Genomic DNA, 19,268 nt, shown 5'->3' on the forward strand with positions numbered 1-19,268 from the left:
CTTGCTCATGTTGCTCTTGCCACTCAACCTGGACTGCTTCCTCCGGGACCCATCCGTCCCAGTATCAAGCTGCCCAGATCAATGGGGGAACTTCAGGGGCAGACCCGCCCCACCAACGCGACAACTCCGACGCCGCTACATCCACTACCTTTAAGGAATCCAGCACTAGGAAGGATCAGCTCTTGACCTCGACCTGGGTCCAGGCCGGGTTGCCGAAGGAGTCGAACTCGACGTTCTGGACGTTGGTGGAGTAGCCCGAGTTCGTGCGGTAGTACCAGAGCGGGATCGCGGGCATGTCCTGCACGAGGACCTTCTCGGCCTGCTGGTAGCCGGTGATGGTGTCCTGCAGGGTGGCCGCCTGGTCGGCCTGGTTGGCCAGCTGGTCGAACTGCGGGCTGCTGTAGCCGAAGTCGTTGGACCCGGCGCCGGTGCGGTAGACGTCGGCGAGGAAGTTCACGTTCAGCGGGTAGTCCTGCACCCAGCCGGTACGGAATGCCCCGTTGATGGTGTGCCCGGTGATCGCCGTGCGGGCGGTCTTGAAGTCGGCCTTCGCGTCACCCACACACTCGACGCCGGCATTCTGGCGGATCGAGTTGCAGACCGCGTCGACCCACTCCTTGTTACCGCCGTCGGCGTTGTACGTGATCTTGATCGAGTTGCCGGGGACGCCGCCGCCCTCGGTGATCAGCTGCTTGGCCTTGGCCGGGTCGAACTTGCAGAAGTCCCCGCAGGCGCCGGCGTTGTAGCCCTCCACGCCCTCCGCGACCCAGGCAGTGGCGGGCGTACGGGAGCCCTGCAGCACCGTCTTGGTGATAGTGGCCCGGTCGATGGCCATCGACAGGCCCTGACGGACCTTGGCCGTGCTGGCCCCCGACCACTCGGGCTGGTAGAGCGTGAAGCCGATGTTCTCGATGGCGCCCAGCGGGGCGTCGATGGCCCGGTCGCCGAGGTCGTTCTTGTAGGTCGCGAGCGCGGACGGCGGGACCTGGTCCATCACGTCCAGGTTGTTGGACTGCAGGTCCGCGTAGGCGGCCTCGGCGGTGGTGTACATCTTGAAGACGATGCCGCCGTTCTTCGCCGGGTCCACACCCTTGTAGTTGGCGTACGCCTTCGTCACGACCTGCGAGTTGTGGTCCCAACTGACGAACTGGTACGGCCCGTTGCCGACCGGCTTCTGACCGAAGCCGGCCGGGTCGGCGTAGAAGGAGTCCGGCAGCGGCGAGAAGGCCGGGTAGCCGAGCTTGTACTCGAAGTACGAGACCTTGTTGTTGAGCTTGATGGTGAAGTGCGTGTCGTCGACGACCACCAGACCGGACATCTTGGTGGTGGTCGGAGCGCCGCTCTCCGGGTGTACGTCCTTGTAGCCCTCGATGTCGGAGAACCAGGAGCTGTTGATCTGGTTGTTGCTGACTGTCGCCGCCCAGTTCCAGGCGTCCACGAAGTTCTTGGCCAGGACGGGCGTGCCGTCGTGGAAGGTCCAGCCGGTCTTCAGTGTGACGGTGAAGTTCTGCGCGTCACTGGTTTCGATGTTGTCCGCAACCTGCATCCGGATCTTCGCGTCGGACGGGTTGTAGTCCACCAGGCCACGGAAGAGGTTCTGGATGATGCGACCACCGCCGACCTCGTTCGCGTTCGCCGGCTGGAGCGGGTTCTGCGGCTCGATGCTCTGGTAGCTGAACGTCTTGCTGGCAGCGGAACTGTCGCCTCCCCCGCTGCTACCGCATCCGCCGATCATCAGACCCACCAGCATCGCAGAGCCGAGAATCAATGGAGCCCGATAAGTCGTCACTGTGATCATTACCTTCCTTGCTCTCCAGAAGACGCCGATCCAAGGCGAACCGGCGGGGCCTGCTGCCATTTCGAGGGCTGCCCTGGCGGGCATACCCTTTCTACACGGTCCACACCAGCCGACGAGAGAGGCGCACTCGCCGCAGCTTGGCGGCCTGGCGCGGATACACGACGGATCCCTCTGGCCAGGCGTTTCGCCTCCGGCTCGGTCGCTCAAATTCCGCGCCACGTCGGGGTGGTTTCTTTGGCGAGGAGGCGGTGTCTCGCGAGTTAATCGAAGATGCGTTCGATCGCCGCATGTGAGGTCGACCTTGACCCCTTCACCGCGCCGGATATCTTTGCCGTGATCAAGCCCTATGACTGTCGACAGTACTCGTGGTCCACATAGCTCACGCGTGACCGGTCTCGGCTGACTTTGACCAGCCGGGCTACATTGGTAGGTGCGGTGGTGGTGTCCGCGTACCCCACTGCAGTGAGCGAGCACGGGAGTACAGCATGGTGGTGGCCGGCGAGTCCGAGGGGGTGCGGGGGTTCGCGTTCGTGGGCCGAGAGAGGGAGCTCGGGTTGCTGGTGGGGGCGTTGTCGGTGCGCCCCGCAGTGGTTCAGGTGCAGGGTCAGGCGGGAATAGGGAAGTCGCGGTTGGTTGCGGAGGCGTGTGCGGTTCTGCGGGCTAAGGGTGTGCGTGTGATTACGGGGGGTTGTCATCCGCTGCGGGAGCCGCTGGCGTACGGCCCGGTGGTGGACGCGTTGCGGACGGTCGGCGGTTGGCTGCCGGAGCACGGGTGCCTCGGAGCGTCCGCGGGGGTGCTTGCCGGGGCGCTGCCGGATTTGGCGGACCGCCTGCCGCCGCCGCCCGTGGAGAGACTCGAACCCGGTGCCCTGCGCCACCGCACCGCGCAGGGTGTACGGGACCTGCTGAGCGCGGTCGCGCCGGTGGTGTTGGTGGTGGAGGACCTGCACTGGGCGGACGAGTGGACACGCGAGCTGTTGCTGCTGCTGGCCCGGGACCTGCCCGCGGACGTCGGGCTGGTGCTCACCTACCGCGACGAGGACCTGCCGGAGCACCGGCTGCCACTAGGCGCGGCTCTGCGGCGCCCACCGGGCACGGGCGGCACCGAACTGGAGCTCGGCCCGCTCGGCCTTCACGCACTGCGGGAGATGGCTCGCTCGGCGCTGGGCGAGGGCGCCACACCGGCGCTGACCCGGGCCCTGCACGAGCGCAGTGCCGGCCTGCCGCTGGTTGCCGAGGAGGACCTGATCACCCTCAGCACCCGCGACAGTGCTGCTCGCCTCGTCCAGACACTGGAAGTGCCGCGCAGGCTGCGTGAGGTCCTGGCAGAGCGGACCCAGCGACTGTCGCCGGGTGGCCGGGCCGTCGTGGACGCCGCGGCGGTGCTGGTGGTACCGGCGGACGAGGGGTTGCTGAGCGAGACCGCGGGCCTGGACGAGGAGGCGGGTGAGGCGGCACTGCTGGAGGCTCTGGCCGCATCGGTGCTCTACGAGCGCTCCCGGGACATGTACGGCTTCGCGCACGCACTGGCCCGTAAGGCGGTCTATGACGCGATACCGGGCCCGCTGCGCTCGCGGGCGCACCGGCGGGCGTTGGAGGCGCTGCGCGCGCGAAGTCCGCAGCCGCTGGTGCAGATCGCCCACCACACCCGTGCGCTGGGCGACACGGAGACGTGGCTGGTCCAGGTGCGGGCCGCCGCCGACCAGGCCGTCGCGCTCGGGGACGCGGGCACCGCCGCCCGGCTGCTGGGGGAGGTCCTCGACCAGCCGGATCTGCCAGCCGGTCTGCTGGGTGACACCGCGCTGATGCTCGGCCGGCTCGCCTGGACCAGGGGCGAGGACACCGGCGCGATTCCCACCCTGCGGCGGATCGTTGCCACCCCTGGCCTGCCGGTAGTGGTCCGCGGCGAGATCCGGTTGCACCTCTCCACCATGCTGCTCAATCAGGAGGGACTATCCGCCGGCCTGGACGAACTTGTGAAGGTCCTGCAGGAGGTGGAAGGCCACGACCCGCTTCTGACCGCCCGCGCGATGGCCATGCTGGCCGTTCCCGACACGGGAAGGTTCCCCGCGGCCCAGCAGAGGGAGTGGTTGGAGCGCACCTTGGCCTCCCTTGCGGAAAACGGAGATGCGATCACCCGCGGCAACGCTTTCTCCGCACTTGCCCTGAGGGGCGACCCAAGGTTCGTCGGCCTGCTGCGCGAGCTGCCCCGTGACGGTGACCCTGAGGTGTTGATAGCAACCGCGAACGTGCTCGGCAACGCCGCCACAGCGGAAATCTGCGTCGGCCTGGACAGGCGGGCCGCCACACACACGGAGGAGTCCGTTTCCGTCGCAGGGCGCAGTGGTCACTCCATGATGGACCCGTCTAACGTCATCCGCCAGCTTCTTCTGCACTGGCTGGCCGGTCGATGGGACGACTGGGAGAGGGGCCTGGAGGCCGCCCGCGACCGCTTCCCCGACAACCCCCTCATCAACACCGGACTGCTCGCCACCGCCCAGGGCATCACCGCTGCCGCCCGGGGCCAGGCCTCCCGCGCCGCCCACCACTTCACCCTGGCAATCGACCAAGAGCTGGACGTTTTCGCGTTCGGCACGGCCGCGGGTACCGCTCGCCTCCACCTCGCTCGCAGCGAACTCGAACCCGCCTGGGACTCCCTCACCCCGGCACTCTCTCTCCTGCGCCGTACCGAAATGTGGCACTTCGCCTGGGACCTGACGCCCACTGCGGTAGAAGCAGCCTTGCTGCGTGGCGATCGCGCGGGCGCCGAGGAACTGGCCGCACAGCACGCCGTCGGCATCCGCGGCTGCGAGGCGCCGGGCGCCGTCGCCGAACAGCACCTGTGCCGTGGTGTGCTCCTGTGCGAAGACGACCCCGGCGGCGCCTACGACGCCTTCGAGCAGACCCGCAGCGCATGGGCCGATATCGGCCGCCCTTACCACGCCGCGCTCGCCGCCGAACGAGCCGCCCTCGTCGGCACCGACCCCACCACCGCCCTCATGGCACCACTCGCCGCGTTCGAGCACCTCGGCGCGACCGCGGACGTCGCCCGCTGCCACCATCACCTGCGCACCCGCGGCTGGCACCCTCCCCACGCCCGCGGTCGCGCCGGCTACGGCACCCAACTCTCCCCCCGAGAAGCCCAGGTCGCCGACCTACTCGCACAGCGCGCCACCAATCAAGACATTGCCACCGCTCTTTCCCTCTCTCCTCGCACCGTCGAACACCACGTCGCCAACGTGCTCCGCAAACGCGGCACCACCCGAGACCAAATCACCGAACATCACACAACCTGAACAAAACCGAACCGGCCTACCCGCACCACCAGCACCTCACCAAGAGGGAGTGTCATGAATTCGGCTCTGGCCCGTAATCGGTGGTAACCAACGGTGACGACTGTCGTTGGCATGGTGTGCGTGATGTCAACGAGCTTGTGCGTGTGGTGTTTTCTGGGCTCTCTGCGCTGGTCGTTGAGGGTGTGACGGACGAGGGCGAGGTCATTCGGGTGTCGGCGCGGACCCGGGACGATCCGGTGCCGTGTCCCGCGTGCGGGACGCCGACAGGGCGGGTGCACGGTTTCCACGGGCGGAGGGTCTCGGACGTGCCGGCGGACGGACGGCGGGTCGTCGTCTCGGTGAGGTTGCGGCGCTTGGTCTGCCCGGTGCTCGGCTGCTGGCGGCAGACGTTCCGTGAGCAGGTTCCCGGCGTCGTGGAGCGCTACCAGCGGCGGACTGGTCGCCTGGCTGATCAACTCGCTTCCGTGGTGAAGGAGTTAGCGGGCCGGGCGGGCGCCCGCCTCTCCCGTGTACTGGCCTGCGCGGTCTCCCGCTCGACCGCCCTGCGCATGCTCATGTGCCGGGCGGTGCCGCTGCTGCGCGTCCCGCGTGTGCTCGGTATCGACGACTTCGCCCTCAAGCGCCGGTCCCGCTACGCGACCGTGATCATCGACGCCGAGACCGGCGAGCGGATCGACGTCCTGCCCGACCGCACCACCCGGACCCTGGTGGCGTGGCTGCGTGCGCATCCCGGGGCCGAGTACGTCTGCCGCGACGGCTCCGCCTCCTACGGCGAGGCCATCCGCCAGGCCCTGCCCGATGCGGTGCAGGTCAGCGACAGGTGGCAGTGCGCCATGAGGCGCCTTGTCGTATCCCCGATTCAGTCGGGAAGGATTTGGAGGGAGATTCTTGGGTCCAATGGCTTACCTAATCCGGAAACGGTGAGGGGACCGTAGCATGCCAGAAAAGCGACGACTGGGCCCAGGCATTGGGGACGGGGCGTCGCGGGACCCGCGTGATATGGCGAAAGCTGGATTGCCTGAATCCCAATCCCCAGAAGATTGAAGGTCGAATCCACCGGAAAGATGCCTGAAACCGGTGCCGCGCCCTGCGGCGGCTTAGCGCCATGGCCGACGTAACCTCCAGAGCGCGGAGCGATGCCCAACGAGGGCATTCAAGGGGATGAGTGGGACGCCTACGTCACGCTGTTACGTACGACAAGGACGAACATGGGATCGCCTAAGGGAGGAGATCTTCCTACGGCGACGGAGGCCCCGTAGTAGTCGCCGGAGTCACGACCGGCCAAGGAGGACGGGAAAGCCGTCCGCACGGGCGAAGGGGGCCAGGTGATCGGACACCCAAGAATCGGGAGGTATGCGTAATGCAGAGCGCCGAAACGGTGCTGGGTGTCCTCCGTGAACGCGGCAGGCACGGCCTGCCGTGCGATGAACTGTATCGACAGATGTTCAACCCGCAGTTGTATCTGCTGGCCTACGGGCGTCTCTATTCCAACAAGGGAGCGATGACGCCCGGGGTCACCGGGGAGACCGTGGACGGCATGTCGCTGGGCAAGATCGAGCACGTCATCGACGCGCTGCGCCACGAGCGCTACCGGTGGAGCCCGGCCAGGAGGGTCTACATCCCCAAGGGGCGGGGCAGCACGAAGCTGCGTCCGCTCGGTCTGCCGCCCTGGAGCGACAAGCTCGTCGGCGAAGTGGTCCGTCTGCTTCTTGAGGCGTACTACGAGCCGACGTTCTCCGACTCCTCCCACGGTTTCCGTCCCCGCCGGGGCTGCCACACCGCGTTAAGTGATGTGGTCCATACCTGGACGGGCACGGCCTGGTTTATCGAGGGCGACATCGCCCAGTGCTTCGACCGGCTTGACCATTCGGTCATGCTCCGAATCCTGGGCGAGAGGATCCGCGACAACCGATTCCTACGGCTGGTGCGCAACATGCTCAAGGCCGGATACATGGAGGACTGGGTCTGGAACGCCACGCACAGCGGAAGTCCGCAAGGCGGGGTTGTTTCACCGATCCTGTCTAATATCTACCTGCACAAGATGGACGAGTACGTCGAGAAGGTTCTGATCCCGGAATACACCCGGGGAGGAGTCAGGCAGTCGAACCGCGCCTTTCATCGGGTGTGGGCGGCTATGGCACGGGCTCGCAAGCGTGGTGACCGAACCACAGTGCGGGAACTGCGCAAGCAACTCCGCAGCATGCCCAGCATGGATACTCATGATCCCGGCTACCGGCGGCTGCGATATGTGCGTTATGCCGACGACATCCTCCTCGGGTTCGCCGGACCAAAGGCAGAGGCCGAGGAAATTAAGGAGCGTCTGGCGCAATTCCTGCGCGATGAACTCGGGTTGGAATTGTCGCCGGAAAAGACGCTCATCACTCATGGCCGCACCCAGGCCGCGAGGTTCCTCGGCTACGACATCACCGTGCACCACAACGACCGCAAGATCACCGGCGGACGGCGTTCCGTCAATGGGGTCATCAGATTGCGTGTCCCTCGTTCGGTGGTATCTGCCAAGCAAGCCCAGTACATGGAGCGCGGCAAACCCGCGCGTCGGCCCGAACTGCTGAACCAGGACGATCACGTCATCCTCAGCACCTACGGGTCGGAGTACCGCGGCATCGTCCAGTACTACCTGATGGCCGGCGACGTCTTCCGACTCGCCCGGCTGCAATGGGTCATGGAGACCTCGATGTTGATGACGCTGGCGAACAAGCACCGCTCGTCGGTGTCCAAGATGGCCCGCAAGTACGCGACCACCATCGAGACACCGCACGGGCCGCGCAAGTGCTTCGAGGCCCGCGTCGAACGCATCGGCAGGAAGCCACTGGTCGGACGGTTCGGCGGGATCCCGCTGCGACGGGACAAGAAGACGGTCATCAATGACCGTCGGCTAGCCCCGGTCAACACCAAACGCAAGGAGCTGGTCACCCGGCTCCTCGCTGGGCGATGCGAGGCATGCGGGCACGTCGACGAGGTGGAAGTCCACCACGTCGCCAAGCTCGCCGACCTCGGAAAGCCAGGACCAGACCGGCCACCGTGGGCAGATCTCATGGCCGCACGGCACCGCAAAACCCTTGTGGTCTGCGGACGTTGCCACGCGGACATCCACGGAAGAAAATCTGTCCCAGCACTCACGGAGTAGTCACTGGAGAGCCGGGTGCGGTGACAAGTCGCAAGCCCGGTTCGGGCTGGGGGCCGTGGGAAAAGGACCTGCTCAGCAGGCACCTCGCCGACGGCCCACCAGTACCCTCTGGTCCAACCTGTGCGGCAAGGTCCTGGCCGAGGTCCGCTCCCACGCCGTCTGTTGGGCCAGCACCGTGAACCCCGCACGCCCCGGGGGCGTCCGCGAGCAGACCACCCGCGAGCGTTGGCAGCAGGTCCACACCCTGCTCGGCCAGGGCGTCGGCCTGCTCGAATGCGCCCGCCGCCTCGACGTCGCCCTGAACACCGTCAAACGCTACGCCCGTATGAAGGAGCCCACCGCAGAGCGCCGCACACCCCGCTACAAGCCCACCCTCGTCGACCCCTACCGCGACCACCTGCGTCGGCGCCGAAGCGAGGACCCCGCGGTGCCCGTCACCCACCTCCTGCGCGAGATCAAGAAGCTGGGCTACACCGGCAGCGCGAACCTCCTGGTCCGCTACCTCACCCAGGGCCGCGCCGAGGGCGACAGGCCGGTCACCACCCCGCAGCGTTTCGCCCGCCTCCTGCTCACCCGCCCCGAGAACCTGCGCGACAAAGACGCCGTACTGCTGCGGGAACTCACCGAAGCCTGCCCGGAGATGACCGAACTCGCCCGTCTGACAGGAGAGTTCGCAAAGCTGCTGACCCCGGCCGAAGGCAATGACGCCAAGCTCACCGACTGGATCACCACCGTGCGCGCCACCGACCTGCCCCACCTGCACAGCTTCTGCAACGGCCTCGAACTAGACCGGGCCGCCGTCGACGCCGGCCTCACCCTCCCGTACCACAACGGCCGCACCGAGGGCGTCAACACCCGAACCAAGCGGATCATGAGGCAGATGCACGGCCGAGCCGGATTCCCTCTCCTCCGCCACCGCATCCTCCTCCAGTGACCACTACACAGCGCTACCACCGATTACGGGACAGAGCCGGAATCCTGATACTCCCACGACTGAGGAGGTGGCCGACAGCTTGGGCGCCGGGTAAGAAGGACAGTCCGGCATCCCGGCGCGGCGGCCCAGGCGCAGCGCGCCGGTGGGTGTCGTCGAGGCTGGTGAGGATGTCAGGGGTGTCCTTGTCGTCGTCGGGGTTCCAGTCGACGGCGAGCTCCGGCGATTCGGGGTGCCTCCGGAAGGTCACCCGAACCACTGGAGCTGTTCAGAGCGAGTAGCCGTAGGAGGTACCGCGAGTGGTGCCGTTCATCCGAATGTAGCGGCCGGAGCCGGTGAGGCCGGTGAGGTCGTCGGTGCCGCCGGCGCCGGTGGTGGCGGTGTAGACGGTGGTCCACGTGGTTCCGTCGTTGGAGGTCTGGATCTGGTCGGCTTTTCCGTAGGCCTCCTCCCAGGTCAGCTTCACTTCCTTGATGGGCTGGGTGGTGCCGAGGTCGACCTGCAGCCACTGCGGGTTGGAGTATGCGCTGGCCCAGCGGCTGGGGGGCTTGCCGTCGGTGGCGAGGGCGGCGCTGAGGGTGCTGGCCTCGACCGAGGAAGCGGTGGTCGGCCGGCCCAGGGCCAGGTCGACGGTCCACGTGAGGACCGCGTAGCCGGAGGCTCCGGTGGTGTCGGTGGCGGTGACGGTGCCCGTGGTGCTGTTGACGCTGATGGGGGTGCCGGTGATCTGGCCGGTGCCGGTGCTGATGGTTAGGCTGGTGGCGGCGTAGGTGAGGGTCTGGCCGGGGGCGGAGTCGGTGGCGCTGACCTGGATGGGGGCAATGGCGGTTCCGGGGGCCGTGTTCTTGTCGCCCGGGCTGTTGACGGTGATGGTGTTGGCGGCGGTGCCGCCGACGGCGGTCAGGGTGAGGGTCTGGGCGTTGGTGGGGCGGGTGTCGGAGCCGGTTCCGGCGTTGTCCCAGTTCCGCTGGGGGGAGGTCAGGACGGACTGGGCGCCCTGGTCGGTAAGGCTGAGGGCGAGGCCGCTGTAGCGGTTGACGAGCCGGACGGCCGCCTGGTGCGATCGCGTCGAGGCCGGACTGCATTCAAGGGCCACGGGTCGGTCGCGGACAGCGTCGTATCCCCACCAGGACAAGTCCGGATGGGGATACGACACCGAGTCAGGAGTGCGTTCTCCGGTGGGTCCGGGCACCCCGGTGGGTCAGTTGACGCGGAAGCTGTAGATCGAGTAGCCGTAGCCGGTGCCGCGGGTGATGCCCTGCATCTTCACGTAGCGGGTGGTTCTCGGGGCGAGGGTGATGGTGTCGGTGCCGGCGGCGGTGTGGCCGCGCTGCTGGGAGACGGTGGTCCAGGTGGTGCCGTCCGTGGAGACCTGGAGGTCGTAGTCCTTGGCGAAGGCTGCCTCCCAGACGAGAGTGGCGCTGCTGATGGTCTGTGCGCTGCCCAGGTCGACCTGGAGCCACTCGTTGTTGGTCGCGTTGCTGGCCCAGCGGGTGGTGCCGTTGTTGTCGAAGGCCTTGTCGGGGAGGCTGTTGCTGGTCTCGATGGAGGAGGCGGTGGCGGTCCTGCCGGCGGCGAGATCGCTGGTGTCACTGACCTCCAGGCTGTAGAGGGAGTAGCCGTAGCCGGTGCCGCGGGTGATGCCCTGCATCTTCACGTAGCGGGCGTCGGCGGCGGGGAAGGTGATCTTGTCGGTGCCGGCGGCGGTGTGGCCGCGCTGCTGGGAGACGGTGGTCCAGGTGGTGCCGTCCGTGGAGACCTGGAGGTCGTAGTCCTTGGCGAAGGCCGCCTCCCAGGCCAGGGTTGCGGAGGTGATTCGTCGCACCAGGCCGAGGTCGACCTGGAGCCACTCGCTGTTGGAGTATGCGCTGGACCAGCGCGTGGCGGGGAGGCCGTCGGTGGCGTTGGTGGCCTTCAACGTGGGCACTTCGATGGAGGAGGCGGTGGTGACCCCGTTGAAGGCGAGGTCGGAGGCGGGAGCGTACGGGGCGAGGGTGTCCGGGAGGTACGAGGTGCCGGGGCCCTGACCGGCGGTGCGGACGGTGTTCATGAAGACCGTGTAGTCGGTGCCGGCCTTGCCGCCGGACCACATCTTCTGGGCCAGGGCGCCCAGGCTCTGCTCGATCAGGCTGTGCACCTGGAATTCGGTGTAGTCGGCGTGCACGAGGTCGTTCCAGACGGCGGGCATGGCACCGAGGAGGTGGGGGTCCTGCTTGGCGAGCGTCTGATCATCGGGGAAGACGTTCGGCTCCCAGGTGTTGAAGATGTATTGCCCGTCCAGGCCCCGAGGGTGGTAGTAGTTTGCGAACGGCATCACGTAGAGCAGCGCGTCGTTGGAGTTGATCACGTCGTAACCGTCGGTAATGGCGTTCTTCGGGCCGTACCAGCCGTTGTTCCAGCTGTTGACAGTCATGTTCGTGTCGTAGCCGGCACCGCCGCCCGACATCGCCGTGAAGCTGCCCCAGATGTTGACCTTCTTGCCGAGGCTGCGCACGTAGGGGGCGATGGTGTTGATGTAGGTCTGGTACTGGCCAACGTGGGCCTTGTCGTACTCGTCGGCGCCGATGTGGATCACCGGACCCCGGAACCACGGGGCGAACTCGCTGTAGACCGACTTCATGAAGTCGGTGGTGGCCGGCTTGCTCAGGTCTAGGTGGTCGGAGAGGTATCCACCCAGGCCGAGTTCGGGCTTGAACTTGGTGAACGCCCTCGCGTGTCCGGGGGCGTCGATCTCGGGGATGAGAGTGACCCCTGCGGCGGCGGCGGTGTCCTCGAACGAGTCCCAGTCGGCCTTGGTGTACACGCCGTCCGTGGCGGCGAGTCCGGCGAAGGCCGGATTGGTACTGGCCAGGCGGAAGGCGGACTGCGCCGTGGACCAATCGAGGCCCTCCCGCGCGATCTCGTTGTCGTTCAGGTGGATCTGCAGGGCGTTGAGCTTCTGGTAGCCCATCCACCGGATGTAGGACCGGATGAACTCCGGTGTGAAGTAGCGCCGTGCGACATCCAGGCTGAAGCCGCGGATCTCGTAGTTCGGGTAGTCGACGGCGGTTCCCACCGGCAGGCTGTGCTTGTCGGCCGAGCCGACTATGGTCTGCAGCAGCGTCGTGGTGCCGTTGATGGCGCCTTTCTGGCCGGCGGCGGTGACGGTCACCTGGTTCGTGGTGGCGTCGATCCGGTAGGCCTCGTCCTTGAGCTTCGGCAGGACGGAGCCGTAGTCCGCAGACGGGTCGATCTTCAACCGGATGTCGCCCGCCGCGGCCGTTCCGGTGGCGGTGGTCAGGCGCAGGCCCGTCAGTTCGGCCGTCTCGGCGGCGACTTTCGTGGCGAGCTGCTGGAGCTGCGTGGTGGAGCCGGTCGGGGTGACGATGCGGCTGGCTTGGCTCAGCGCGATTCGTCCGATGCCGCCGGTCCACTGCTGGATGGCGGGCAGGACGGCGGGGGCCGCGTTCACCGAGGCCGTGTCGGCGACGGCGTGGGGCGTGGAGCGGAGTAAGAGGGCCGGTGCGGTGATCAGCAGGACGCCGATCATCCTTCCGGCCAGGGGAATTGCCGTGGGCTTCATGGCAGTCACCTCGTGCGGGTACGGATCTGAGTGGGGGATCGGTACGGGAGGAGCGTGCGCCGCGTGGGCGGTTCGTCTGCCGCGCCTACCGCCGAGTCGGAAAGAACCCGAACAGGCGGGAAGGTCGACGGGCCGGGGCAGGATGCGCAAGAGGCCACCCGGCTGACCTTCACTGACCTCAGCAGGTGCTCATGATGGGACGGGCAAAGTGGAGTGTCAACGGGACAAGGTCTAGTCCAATAGCGATCTGAGCCCACAAGCCCGTCCGGTGAAACCTGAAGGAGAACACCGATGAGCACCTGCGGCCACTTCGCCCCCAGTGGCAACAATGCGTGGGTCGAGTCCCGCTCCCCGTAGGTAAGTTGGTGAACGGTCAGTAGCTGGGAGGGTTGCCTGTCGTTCGCGCGTTGAACTGCAGCCCTGGTCGCCCGGGTATCGGGTGAGCCCCGCGTCGTCTTGATCGTCAGATCATCTTGCCTGCAGCGCTGCTGTCACTCCGCCGCCGTAATCACACATCAGGCCGTAAAGCCACCTAGGCCTTGACGGTCGCTAGCTGTTGTGGAAATCTGCTTGAGAAGTAGCTATTTCATGCATGTTAGCTCAGAAAGTTTCAAGAATCACCCATCGGTACCTCCTGATCCCCTCGTTCTCCATGGCGTTTCGGGAAGGGAAATGTCGGTGGCTCGGGCAGGGCTACTCAACCAGGCCTGCTCCATGGGCCTGCCGAGGTACGTGCCGCTGCGGTGTCGCCGGTTGCTGTGAAAGCTGCCGGTCTCTCAGTGTCGGCGGCGCCTTTCCGATGCTGCCGCGGCCGCACCCACTTCGACGACAGTGGCGGTGAGATCCGCCGCTCCCGTGGAGGTGATCGATCGGCTGAACTCCGGCTGCAACGTCCCCAGAAGCTCACGACCGGCGATGTCGGCCCCTTCGTAACCCCCAGCAGTCTGAAGGCCGACGTCTGCTCGGTTGCGAGCGCCACTCGGCACATGACGACGCCTCAGCGCTCTGCTGATGCGGCGTGAGCACCGCAACGATTCGTCACACTCCCTCAATCCCGGCGGAGTGGATGCCTGTGAGTACAGGAAGGCGACTCCATGAGACTCGGTGAACTGTCTGCACGTTCAGGACCCGGCGGGACGCGCAGGCGATGGGTGATCCTCCCGCTGGCCGTCACGTTGATGGCGGCGGCGCTCACGCTGGCCGGACCGGCACCCACGGCAAGGGCCGCCACGGCCGGGACGGCCAGCGGAATCAGCAAGTCGGGCAGCACATACACGATCAGTACCTCGGGAGCGGCCAAGGCGCGGGTGGTCATCGCGCGGGACGACATCTTCCGCCTCTGGATCTCGCCTGACGGCACGTTCTCCGACGATCCGGCCGGCACGAGCCTGGCCATCAGGACGGACTTCGGGGCGGTCACCACGTCGTACACCGACGAGACCACCTACTACAAGATCACCACGCCGGGCCTGACCATCCGGGTGAACAAGTCGCCTCTGCAGTTCTCGACGTACCGTTCGGACAACTCGACGCTGGTCTGGAAGGAGTCCGCGCCGACCGACTGGACGACGACGCAGACCACCCAGCACCTCAGTGAGGGAGCCGACGAGCAGTTCTACGGAACAGGTCTGCACCTCGGGGAGTGGGCACTGCGGGGCAGGACGGTCCCGGTGTCCGTCGGCGGCGGGTGGAAGGAGGGCACCAACGCCAGCCCGGCGCCGTTCTACATGTCCACCAACGGCTACGGCGTCATGCGCAACACCTGGGCACCGGGCTCCTACAGCTTCGGTTCGCCCGGGGGCTTCACGCACGACGAGAGCCGCTTCGACGCCTGGTACTTCGTCGAGGACTCCCTCAAGGGCGTGCTGAACTCGTACACCGACGTCAGCGGCAAGCCCTTCATGGCTCCCCAATGGGGGTTCGAACTCGGCAACGCCGACTGCTGGAACGCCACGAGCAGCACCTACACCGGGGACCACACCCGGGTGCGGCACCAGACGACGCCCGATGTCGTCGGATACGCGAACGACGCCCGGGCCGCGGACATGCCGTCGGGCTGGTTCCTGCCCAACGACGGCTACGGCTGCGGCTACACCGACCTCGCCGGCACCGTGGCCGGCCTCAAGGCCAAGGGCTTCCAGACCGGCCTGTGGACGTCGACCGGCCTGTCGAACATCAAGGACGAGGTGGGCATCTCGGGCAGCCGTGGTGTGAAGACCGACGTCGCCTGGATCGGCGGCGGCTACAAGTACGCCTTCGACGGCGTGCAGCAGGCCGTGGACGGCATCGAGGGCAACTCCGACGCCCGCCGCTACGTCTGGACCTTGGACGGATGGGCCGGCACCCAGCGCAACGCGGTGGTGTGGACGGGAGACACCAGCGGCACCTGGGACGCGATGCGCTGGCACGTCCCGTCGATCGCCGGAGCGGGGCTGTCCGGGTTCAACTACGCCTCCGGCGACATCGACGGCATCTACGGCGGCAGCCCCCAGACCTACGTGCGCGACCTCCAGTGGAAGGCACTCACGCCGGCCTTCATGACGATGTCGGGCTGGGGGGCGACGAATCCGTCGACGGGCTACCAGGACAAGGAGCCCTGGCGGTTCGCCGAGCCGTACCTGTCCATCAACCGGAAGTACCTGCAGCTCAAGATGCGGCTCATGCCGTACCTGTACACGGCCAGCCACACGGCCCACGTCACCGGCGTGCCCACCACCCGGGCCATGGTCCTGGAGTACCCCGACGACCCGGTCGCCCGTGGCAACCTGACCAGCGGCCAGTTCATGTCGGGAGACTCCCTCCTCGTCGCCCCGGTCGTCTCCGACACCACCACGCGCGACGGCATCTACCTGCCGGCCGGATCCTGGACCGACTACTGGACGGGAAAGACATACACCGGCCCGGGCTGGCTGAACGGCTACTCCGCCCCGCTGGACACACTGCCCATGTTCGTCAAGGCCGGCGCCGTCGTCCCGATGTGGCCGCAGATGAACTACACGGGCGAGAAGGCCGTCTCGACCCTCACCTACGACGTGTACCCCCGGGGCTCGTCGTCGTACAAGCTCTACGAGGACGACGGCATCACCCGCAAGTTCGAGCACGGCGAGTCGGCCCAGCAGCAGGTCGACGTCACCGCGCCGACGTCCGGCTCCGGGGACGTCAGGATCTCCGTGGGCGCGAGTGACGGCTCCTACACGGGCAAGCCCGCTTCCCGTGGCTACGAGTTCACCGTGCACGCCGCAGCCGCTCCGAGCTCGGTCACCGTGAACGGCACCAACCTCACGGCGCTCACCACCAAGGGTGCCTACGACACGGCCACCAGCGGGTGGTACTTCGACGCCGCGGACCGGTCCGGACTGCTCTGGATCAAGGCGGGCAGCCAGACTGGCGCGTTCTCGGTCACCGCCAAGTCCGTCACCCTTCCGACGGGCACCGGTGTCGCCACGTCGGGCCCCGACATCGCCAAATCCGCATGGAAGCTCGTCTCCGCCGACAGTCAGGAGACCAGCCGGGAGAACGGCGCGGCCACCAACGCCTTCGACGGCAACAACGCGACGATCTGGCACTCCGCCTGGTCCGGTGCCACTCCCACCCCGCTGCCCCACGACATCCAGATCGACCTGGGAGCCCGCTACAAGGTCGATTCCTTCTCCTACCTCCCGCGCCAGGACGGCGGGACCAACGGTCGCATCGGCCAGTACGAGGTGTACGTATCCGACACCACCGGCGACTGGGGCACCGCCGTCGGGGCCGGGACCTTCGACGACACGGCAACCGTCAAGAAGGTCAGTCTGCCCCCGAAGCCGGGCCGCTACCTCCGGCTGAGAGCAATCACCGAAGCAGGCAACAGAGGGCCCTGGACAAGTGTCGCCGAGATCTCGGCGACGGGGAGTGGGGCTCCCTGGCCGACCAGTAGTGTCACGCTGATCAACGGCGCATCAGCCTCCTGCATCGACCTTCCCGGGTCGGCGACCACCGCGGGCACCCAGCCGACTCTCTACGGCTGCCACGGCGGCGCGAACCAGCGCTGGACATTCCAGCCGAACGGAACACTCACCGGCCTGAACGGCGTCTGCCTCGACGGCGCCGCCGCCACGGTCGCCATCCAGACCTGCAGTGGCGCCACCAGCCAGCAGTGGCGGCTGGGAGGCCAACTCAGCATCACCAACGGCACAGGATGCCTTACCCCGACCGAGTCGGGTATGGCCAGCGGGACCAAGTTCGAGTTGGCCACGTGCACCGGATCCAAGGCGCAACAGTGGACACCCACCTCCTGACCCGGTGAGCCGGTGGGTAGCGTGATCCACTCCGGATTCCGCCACCCGCGACCGGCTCCGATCGGACCCCGCCTGCCGGCACACAGCCGGCAGGCGGGGTCCCACGCACCGTACCGCAGTAGTCCCAGTGGGAGAGTGCACCAGACAGTGGGACCTCGGCCACCGGCGTACGCCCGAAAAGGGTGAGAGCGATGATCGTTGCCAGGGTCGCCGACGCCGGTCAGCCTCGACCGCTCTTGACGGTTCGTCGATTCACTCGGCGGACCGTCAGTTGCAGCTGACGCCACTGGTCTTCCAGGTGGTGGCGTCGACCATGGTGGTGGGGGCGAAGGCTTCGGCGGGCATGTCCTTGCCGTTCTTGAGCTTGTCGTACATGGTCTGGACGGCCAGCGCCCCGACGTCCTTGCCGTTGATGAACAGGGCGGCCTTCATGCCGGAGGGCTTGGTGCCGCTCCAGTCCTTGCAGGCGAGGTAGGCACCGAGGCCGACGCCGATGACGTTGTCCGGGCCGACGCCGGCGTTCTCCAGCGCGGTGACGCCGCCCTGGACGTTCTCGTCGTTGCAGCCCCACACCACCCAGTGCTTCACACCGGCCCCGTCCGCCGCGATCCTCGACGCGACCTTGTGCCGGGCGCCCTCCACCGTGTTGTCGGTACCCACGTCGAAGGAGCGGACACGATGTGCGACCTGGTCGAAGGCCTGGCTCGCCGCGTTCACACGTTCCCGGCACACGTTCACGTCCTGCTGCCAGGCGTAGATGATCCGGGTCTCCTCCGCCGCCCAGCCCGCTTTCCGGAACTCCTCGGCTGCGCGCAGGCCGACCTGGGCTCCCAGCTTCTGCCCGCTGAATCCGACCCGGGGTACGAGGTTCTGGTGGGAGCAGACACTCGGGTCGGGGAGGTCGGTGCAGATCTGGTCGTCCGAGGTGAGCAGGGCCACTCCCGCGTCCGCTGCGGCCTTGGCGACGGCAGGGCCGATCGCGGGATCGGGGACCACGATGATCACACCGTTCGTCCGGCCGGCGATGGCCGAGCGCAGCTCGCGGAGCGTCCTGTCCGCATCGCTGCCCACGTCGACCACCTTCAGGTCCACTCCGAGAACGGCGGCCCTGGCCCGGGCACCGGCCGCCTCGTCGAGGAAGTACTGCTGGTCACCCTGCTTCTGCAGGTAGGCGATGGAGAGCCTCCCGGCAGGTGGGGCATCGGTCCGGGCTGCGCCCTGTCCGGTGGAGCATGCACAGAGCAGGCCGGCCGTGAGCAGGAGACCTACGGGGGCGGCCGAACGGCCGCTGGGGAAACGGAACATCAGGAGCACTCCTGTACGAGATGCCGACGCGGAGCCGACGGTGGGGAGAGCCGACCGCAGCAACGGCCCGGGCGGGCGCAGCGGGCCGGTCGATCGCGGAGCGATGTGCCCTCGGGCTGTGTCTCGGTCCGGCCGGGGCCCCGGCCACCGGTGGCGCCGGATCGAACTCGGTCCGGTCCTGGCACCGGCGGCAGGGACGATCCGGCCCGGCGTCGTGTCGCCGCCTCAGGCGGTGGCGACACGACGCCGGTGTCCTTGGGCCGGTCTCGTTGAGTAGGTGTCAGGTGCAGGTGATGACGGGCTGTGCCCAGTCGGCGTGGTCGTAGGCGTTGCCGTTGCCGGCGTCGGTGACGCGCAGGGTGATTTCCTGGCCGCCAGTGAGGTCGGCCTGCAGGGCCTTGGGCGTGTCGGCTCCGGTGAGGGTGCCGCTGTCGGCGACCTTGACGCCGTCACGCAGGACCTGGAAGACGACGGATCCGTTGTTGCCGACCTCGTCGTCGATGCCGACGGTGGCGGTCAGCGAGGTGCAGGTCCCGCCGAGGAAGTAGGTGATGTCGGAGGCCGCGTGGGTGCCGAGGCCCTTGGGGTAGCCGGTGCCGCCGATCTTCATCGGCTGGCCGTCGCCGGCGCCGGATCCGCCGTTGCTGGTGTCCCGTTCCACCGGGCCGTAGCCGTTGGTGGTGGAGGTCCAGGTCAGGCCGGAGACGGCGTTGGCGCCGACGGCGGGGCCGTGTCCGCAGGAGAGCTTGGCGTCGGCCCAGTCGGCGTGGTCGTAGGCGTTGCCGTTGCCGGCGTCGGTGACGCGCAGGGTGACGTTCTGGCCGCCGGTGAGGTCGGCCTGCAGAGGCTTGGGTGCGTCGGCTCCGGTGAGGGTGCCGCTGTCGGCGACCTTGACGCCGTCACGCAGGACCTGGAAGACGACGGATCCGTTGTTGCCGACCTCGTCGTCGA

At 67.4% G+C, this 19,268-nt stretch carries 8 protein-coding genes and 2 pseudogenes; 5 read left to right on the forward strand and 5 right to left on the reverse strand.

Going from position 1 to position 19,268, the window contains the following annotated elements; all coding sequences use genetic code 11:
* Nucleotides 1–175 precede the first annotated feature (175 nt).
* Nucleotides 176–1,750, reverse strand: a complete 1,575-nt coding sequence (locus tag ACFTWP_RS39105; protein ID WP_380269950.1) for an ABC transporter substrate-binding protein — start codon at nt 1,748–1,750, stop codon at nt 176–178.
* 533 nt (nt 1,751–2,283) lie between these two features.
* Here ACFTWP_RS39105 and ACFTWP_RS39110 point away from each other — a divergent pair.
* From ACFTWP_RS39110 to ACFTWP_RS39125, 4 genes and pseudogenes are all read left to right on the forward strand, one after another.
* Nucleotides 2,284–5,094 (forward strand): ATP-binding protein, encoded by a 2,811-nt coding sequence (locus tag ACFTWP_RS39110; protein WP_380269937.1) that lies wholly within the window; start codon nt 2,284–2,286, stop codon nt 5,092–5,094.
* Nucleotides 5,095–5,240: 146 nt separating this feature from the next.
* A pseudogene (locus tag ACFTWP_RS39115) lies at nt 5,241–5,918 on the forward strand (ISL3 family transposase); the annotation flags it as partial.
* A gap of 536 nt (nt 5,919–6,454) precedes the next feature.
* The gene (locus ACFTWP_RS39120; RefSeq protein ID WP_380269938.1) at nt 6,455–8,242 is read left to right on the forward strand and encodes a reverse transcriptase domain-containing protein; all 1,788 of its coding nucleotides are present in this window, start codon (nt 6,455–6,457) and stop codon (nt 8,240–8,242) included.
* A 106-nt stretch (nt 8,243–8,348) separates the two neighbouring features.
* Nucleotides 8,349–9,176: pseudogene (locus ACFTWP_RS39125) on the forward strand (transposase); the annotation flags it as partial.
* A 265-nt stretch (nt 9,177–9,441) separates the two neighbouring features.
* Here the strand turns inward: ACFTWP_RS39125 and ACFTWP_RS39130 are convergent.
* Both ACFTWP_RS39130 and ACFTWP_RS39135 read right to left on the reverse strand, forming a co-directional pair.
* A complete protein-coding gene (locus tag ACFTWP_RS39130) occupies nt 9,442–10,308 on the reverse strand; it encodes a discoidin domain-containing protein (protein WP_380269939.1) in 867 nt (288 codons plus the stop codon).
* A gap of 66 nt (nt 10,309–10,374) precedes the next feature.
* On the reverse strand, nt 10,375–12,735 hold the full coding sequence (locus tag ACFTWP_RS39135; protein ID WP_380269940.1) for a discoidin domain-containing protein: 2,361 nt from the start codon (nt 12,733–12,735) through the stop codon (nt 10,375–10,377).
* A gap of 1,151 nt (nt 12,736–13,886) precedes the next feature.
* Between ACFTWP_RS39135 and ACFTWP_RS39140 the strand changes: the two genes are divergently transcribed.
* Nucleotides 13,887–17,012: a TIM-barrel domain-containing protein gene (locus ACFTWP_RS39140; protein ID WP_380269941.1), complete on the forward strand. Its 3,126-nt coding sequence runs from the start codon at nt 13,887–13,889 to the stop codon at nt 17,010–17,012.
* 267 nt (nt 17,013–17,279) lie between these two features.
* On the opposite strand, the gene ACFTWP_RS39145 is transcribed toward ACFTWP_RS39140, so the two are convergent.
* Together ACFTWP_RS39145 and ACFTWP_RS39150 are read right to left on the reverse strand one after the other, a co-directional pair.
* Nucleotides 17,280–18,317: a substrate-binding domain-containing protein gene (locus tag ACFTWP_RS39145; RefSeq protein WP_380269942.1), complete on the reverse strand. Its 1,038-nt coding sequence runs from the start codon at nt 18,315–18,317 to the stop codon at nt 17,280–17,282.
* Nucleotides 18,318–18,597: 280 nt separating this feature from the next.
* Nucleotides 18,598–19,268: NPCBM/NEW2 domain-containing protein (locus ACFTWP_RS39150; RefSeq protein ID WP_380269943.1), on the reverse strand; the 671-nt coding region annotated here is incomplete at its 5' end.

Origin of the sequence: Kitasatospora sp. NPDC057015 (assembly GCF_042673745.1) — a bacterium.
Taxonomy (GTDB): Bacteria; Actinomycetota; Actinomycetes; order Streptomycetales; family Streptomycetaceae; genus Kitasatospora.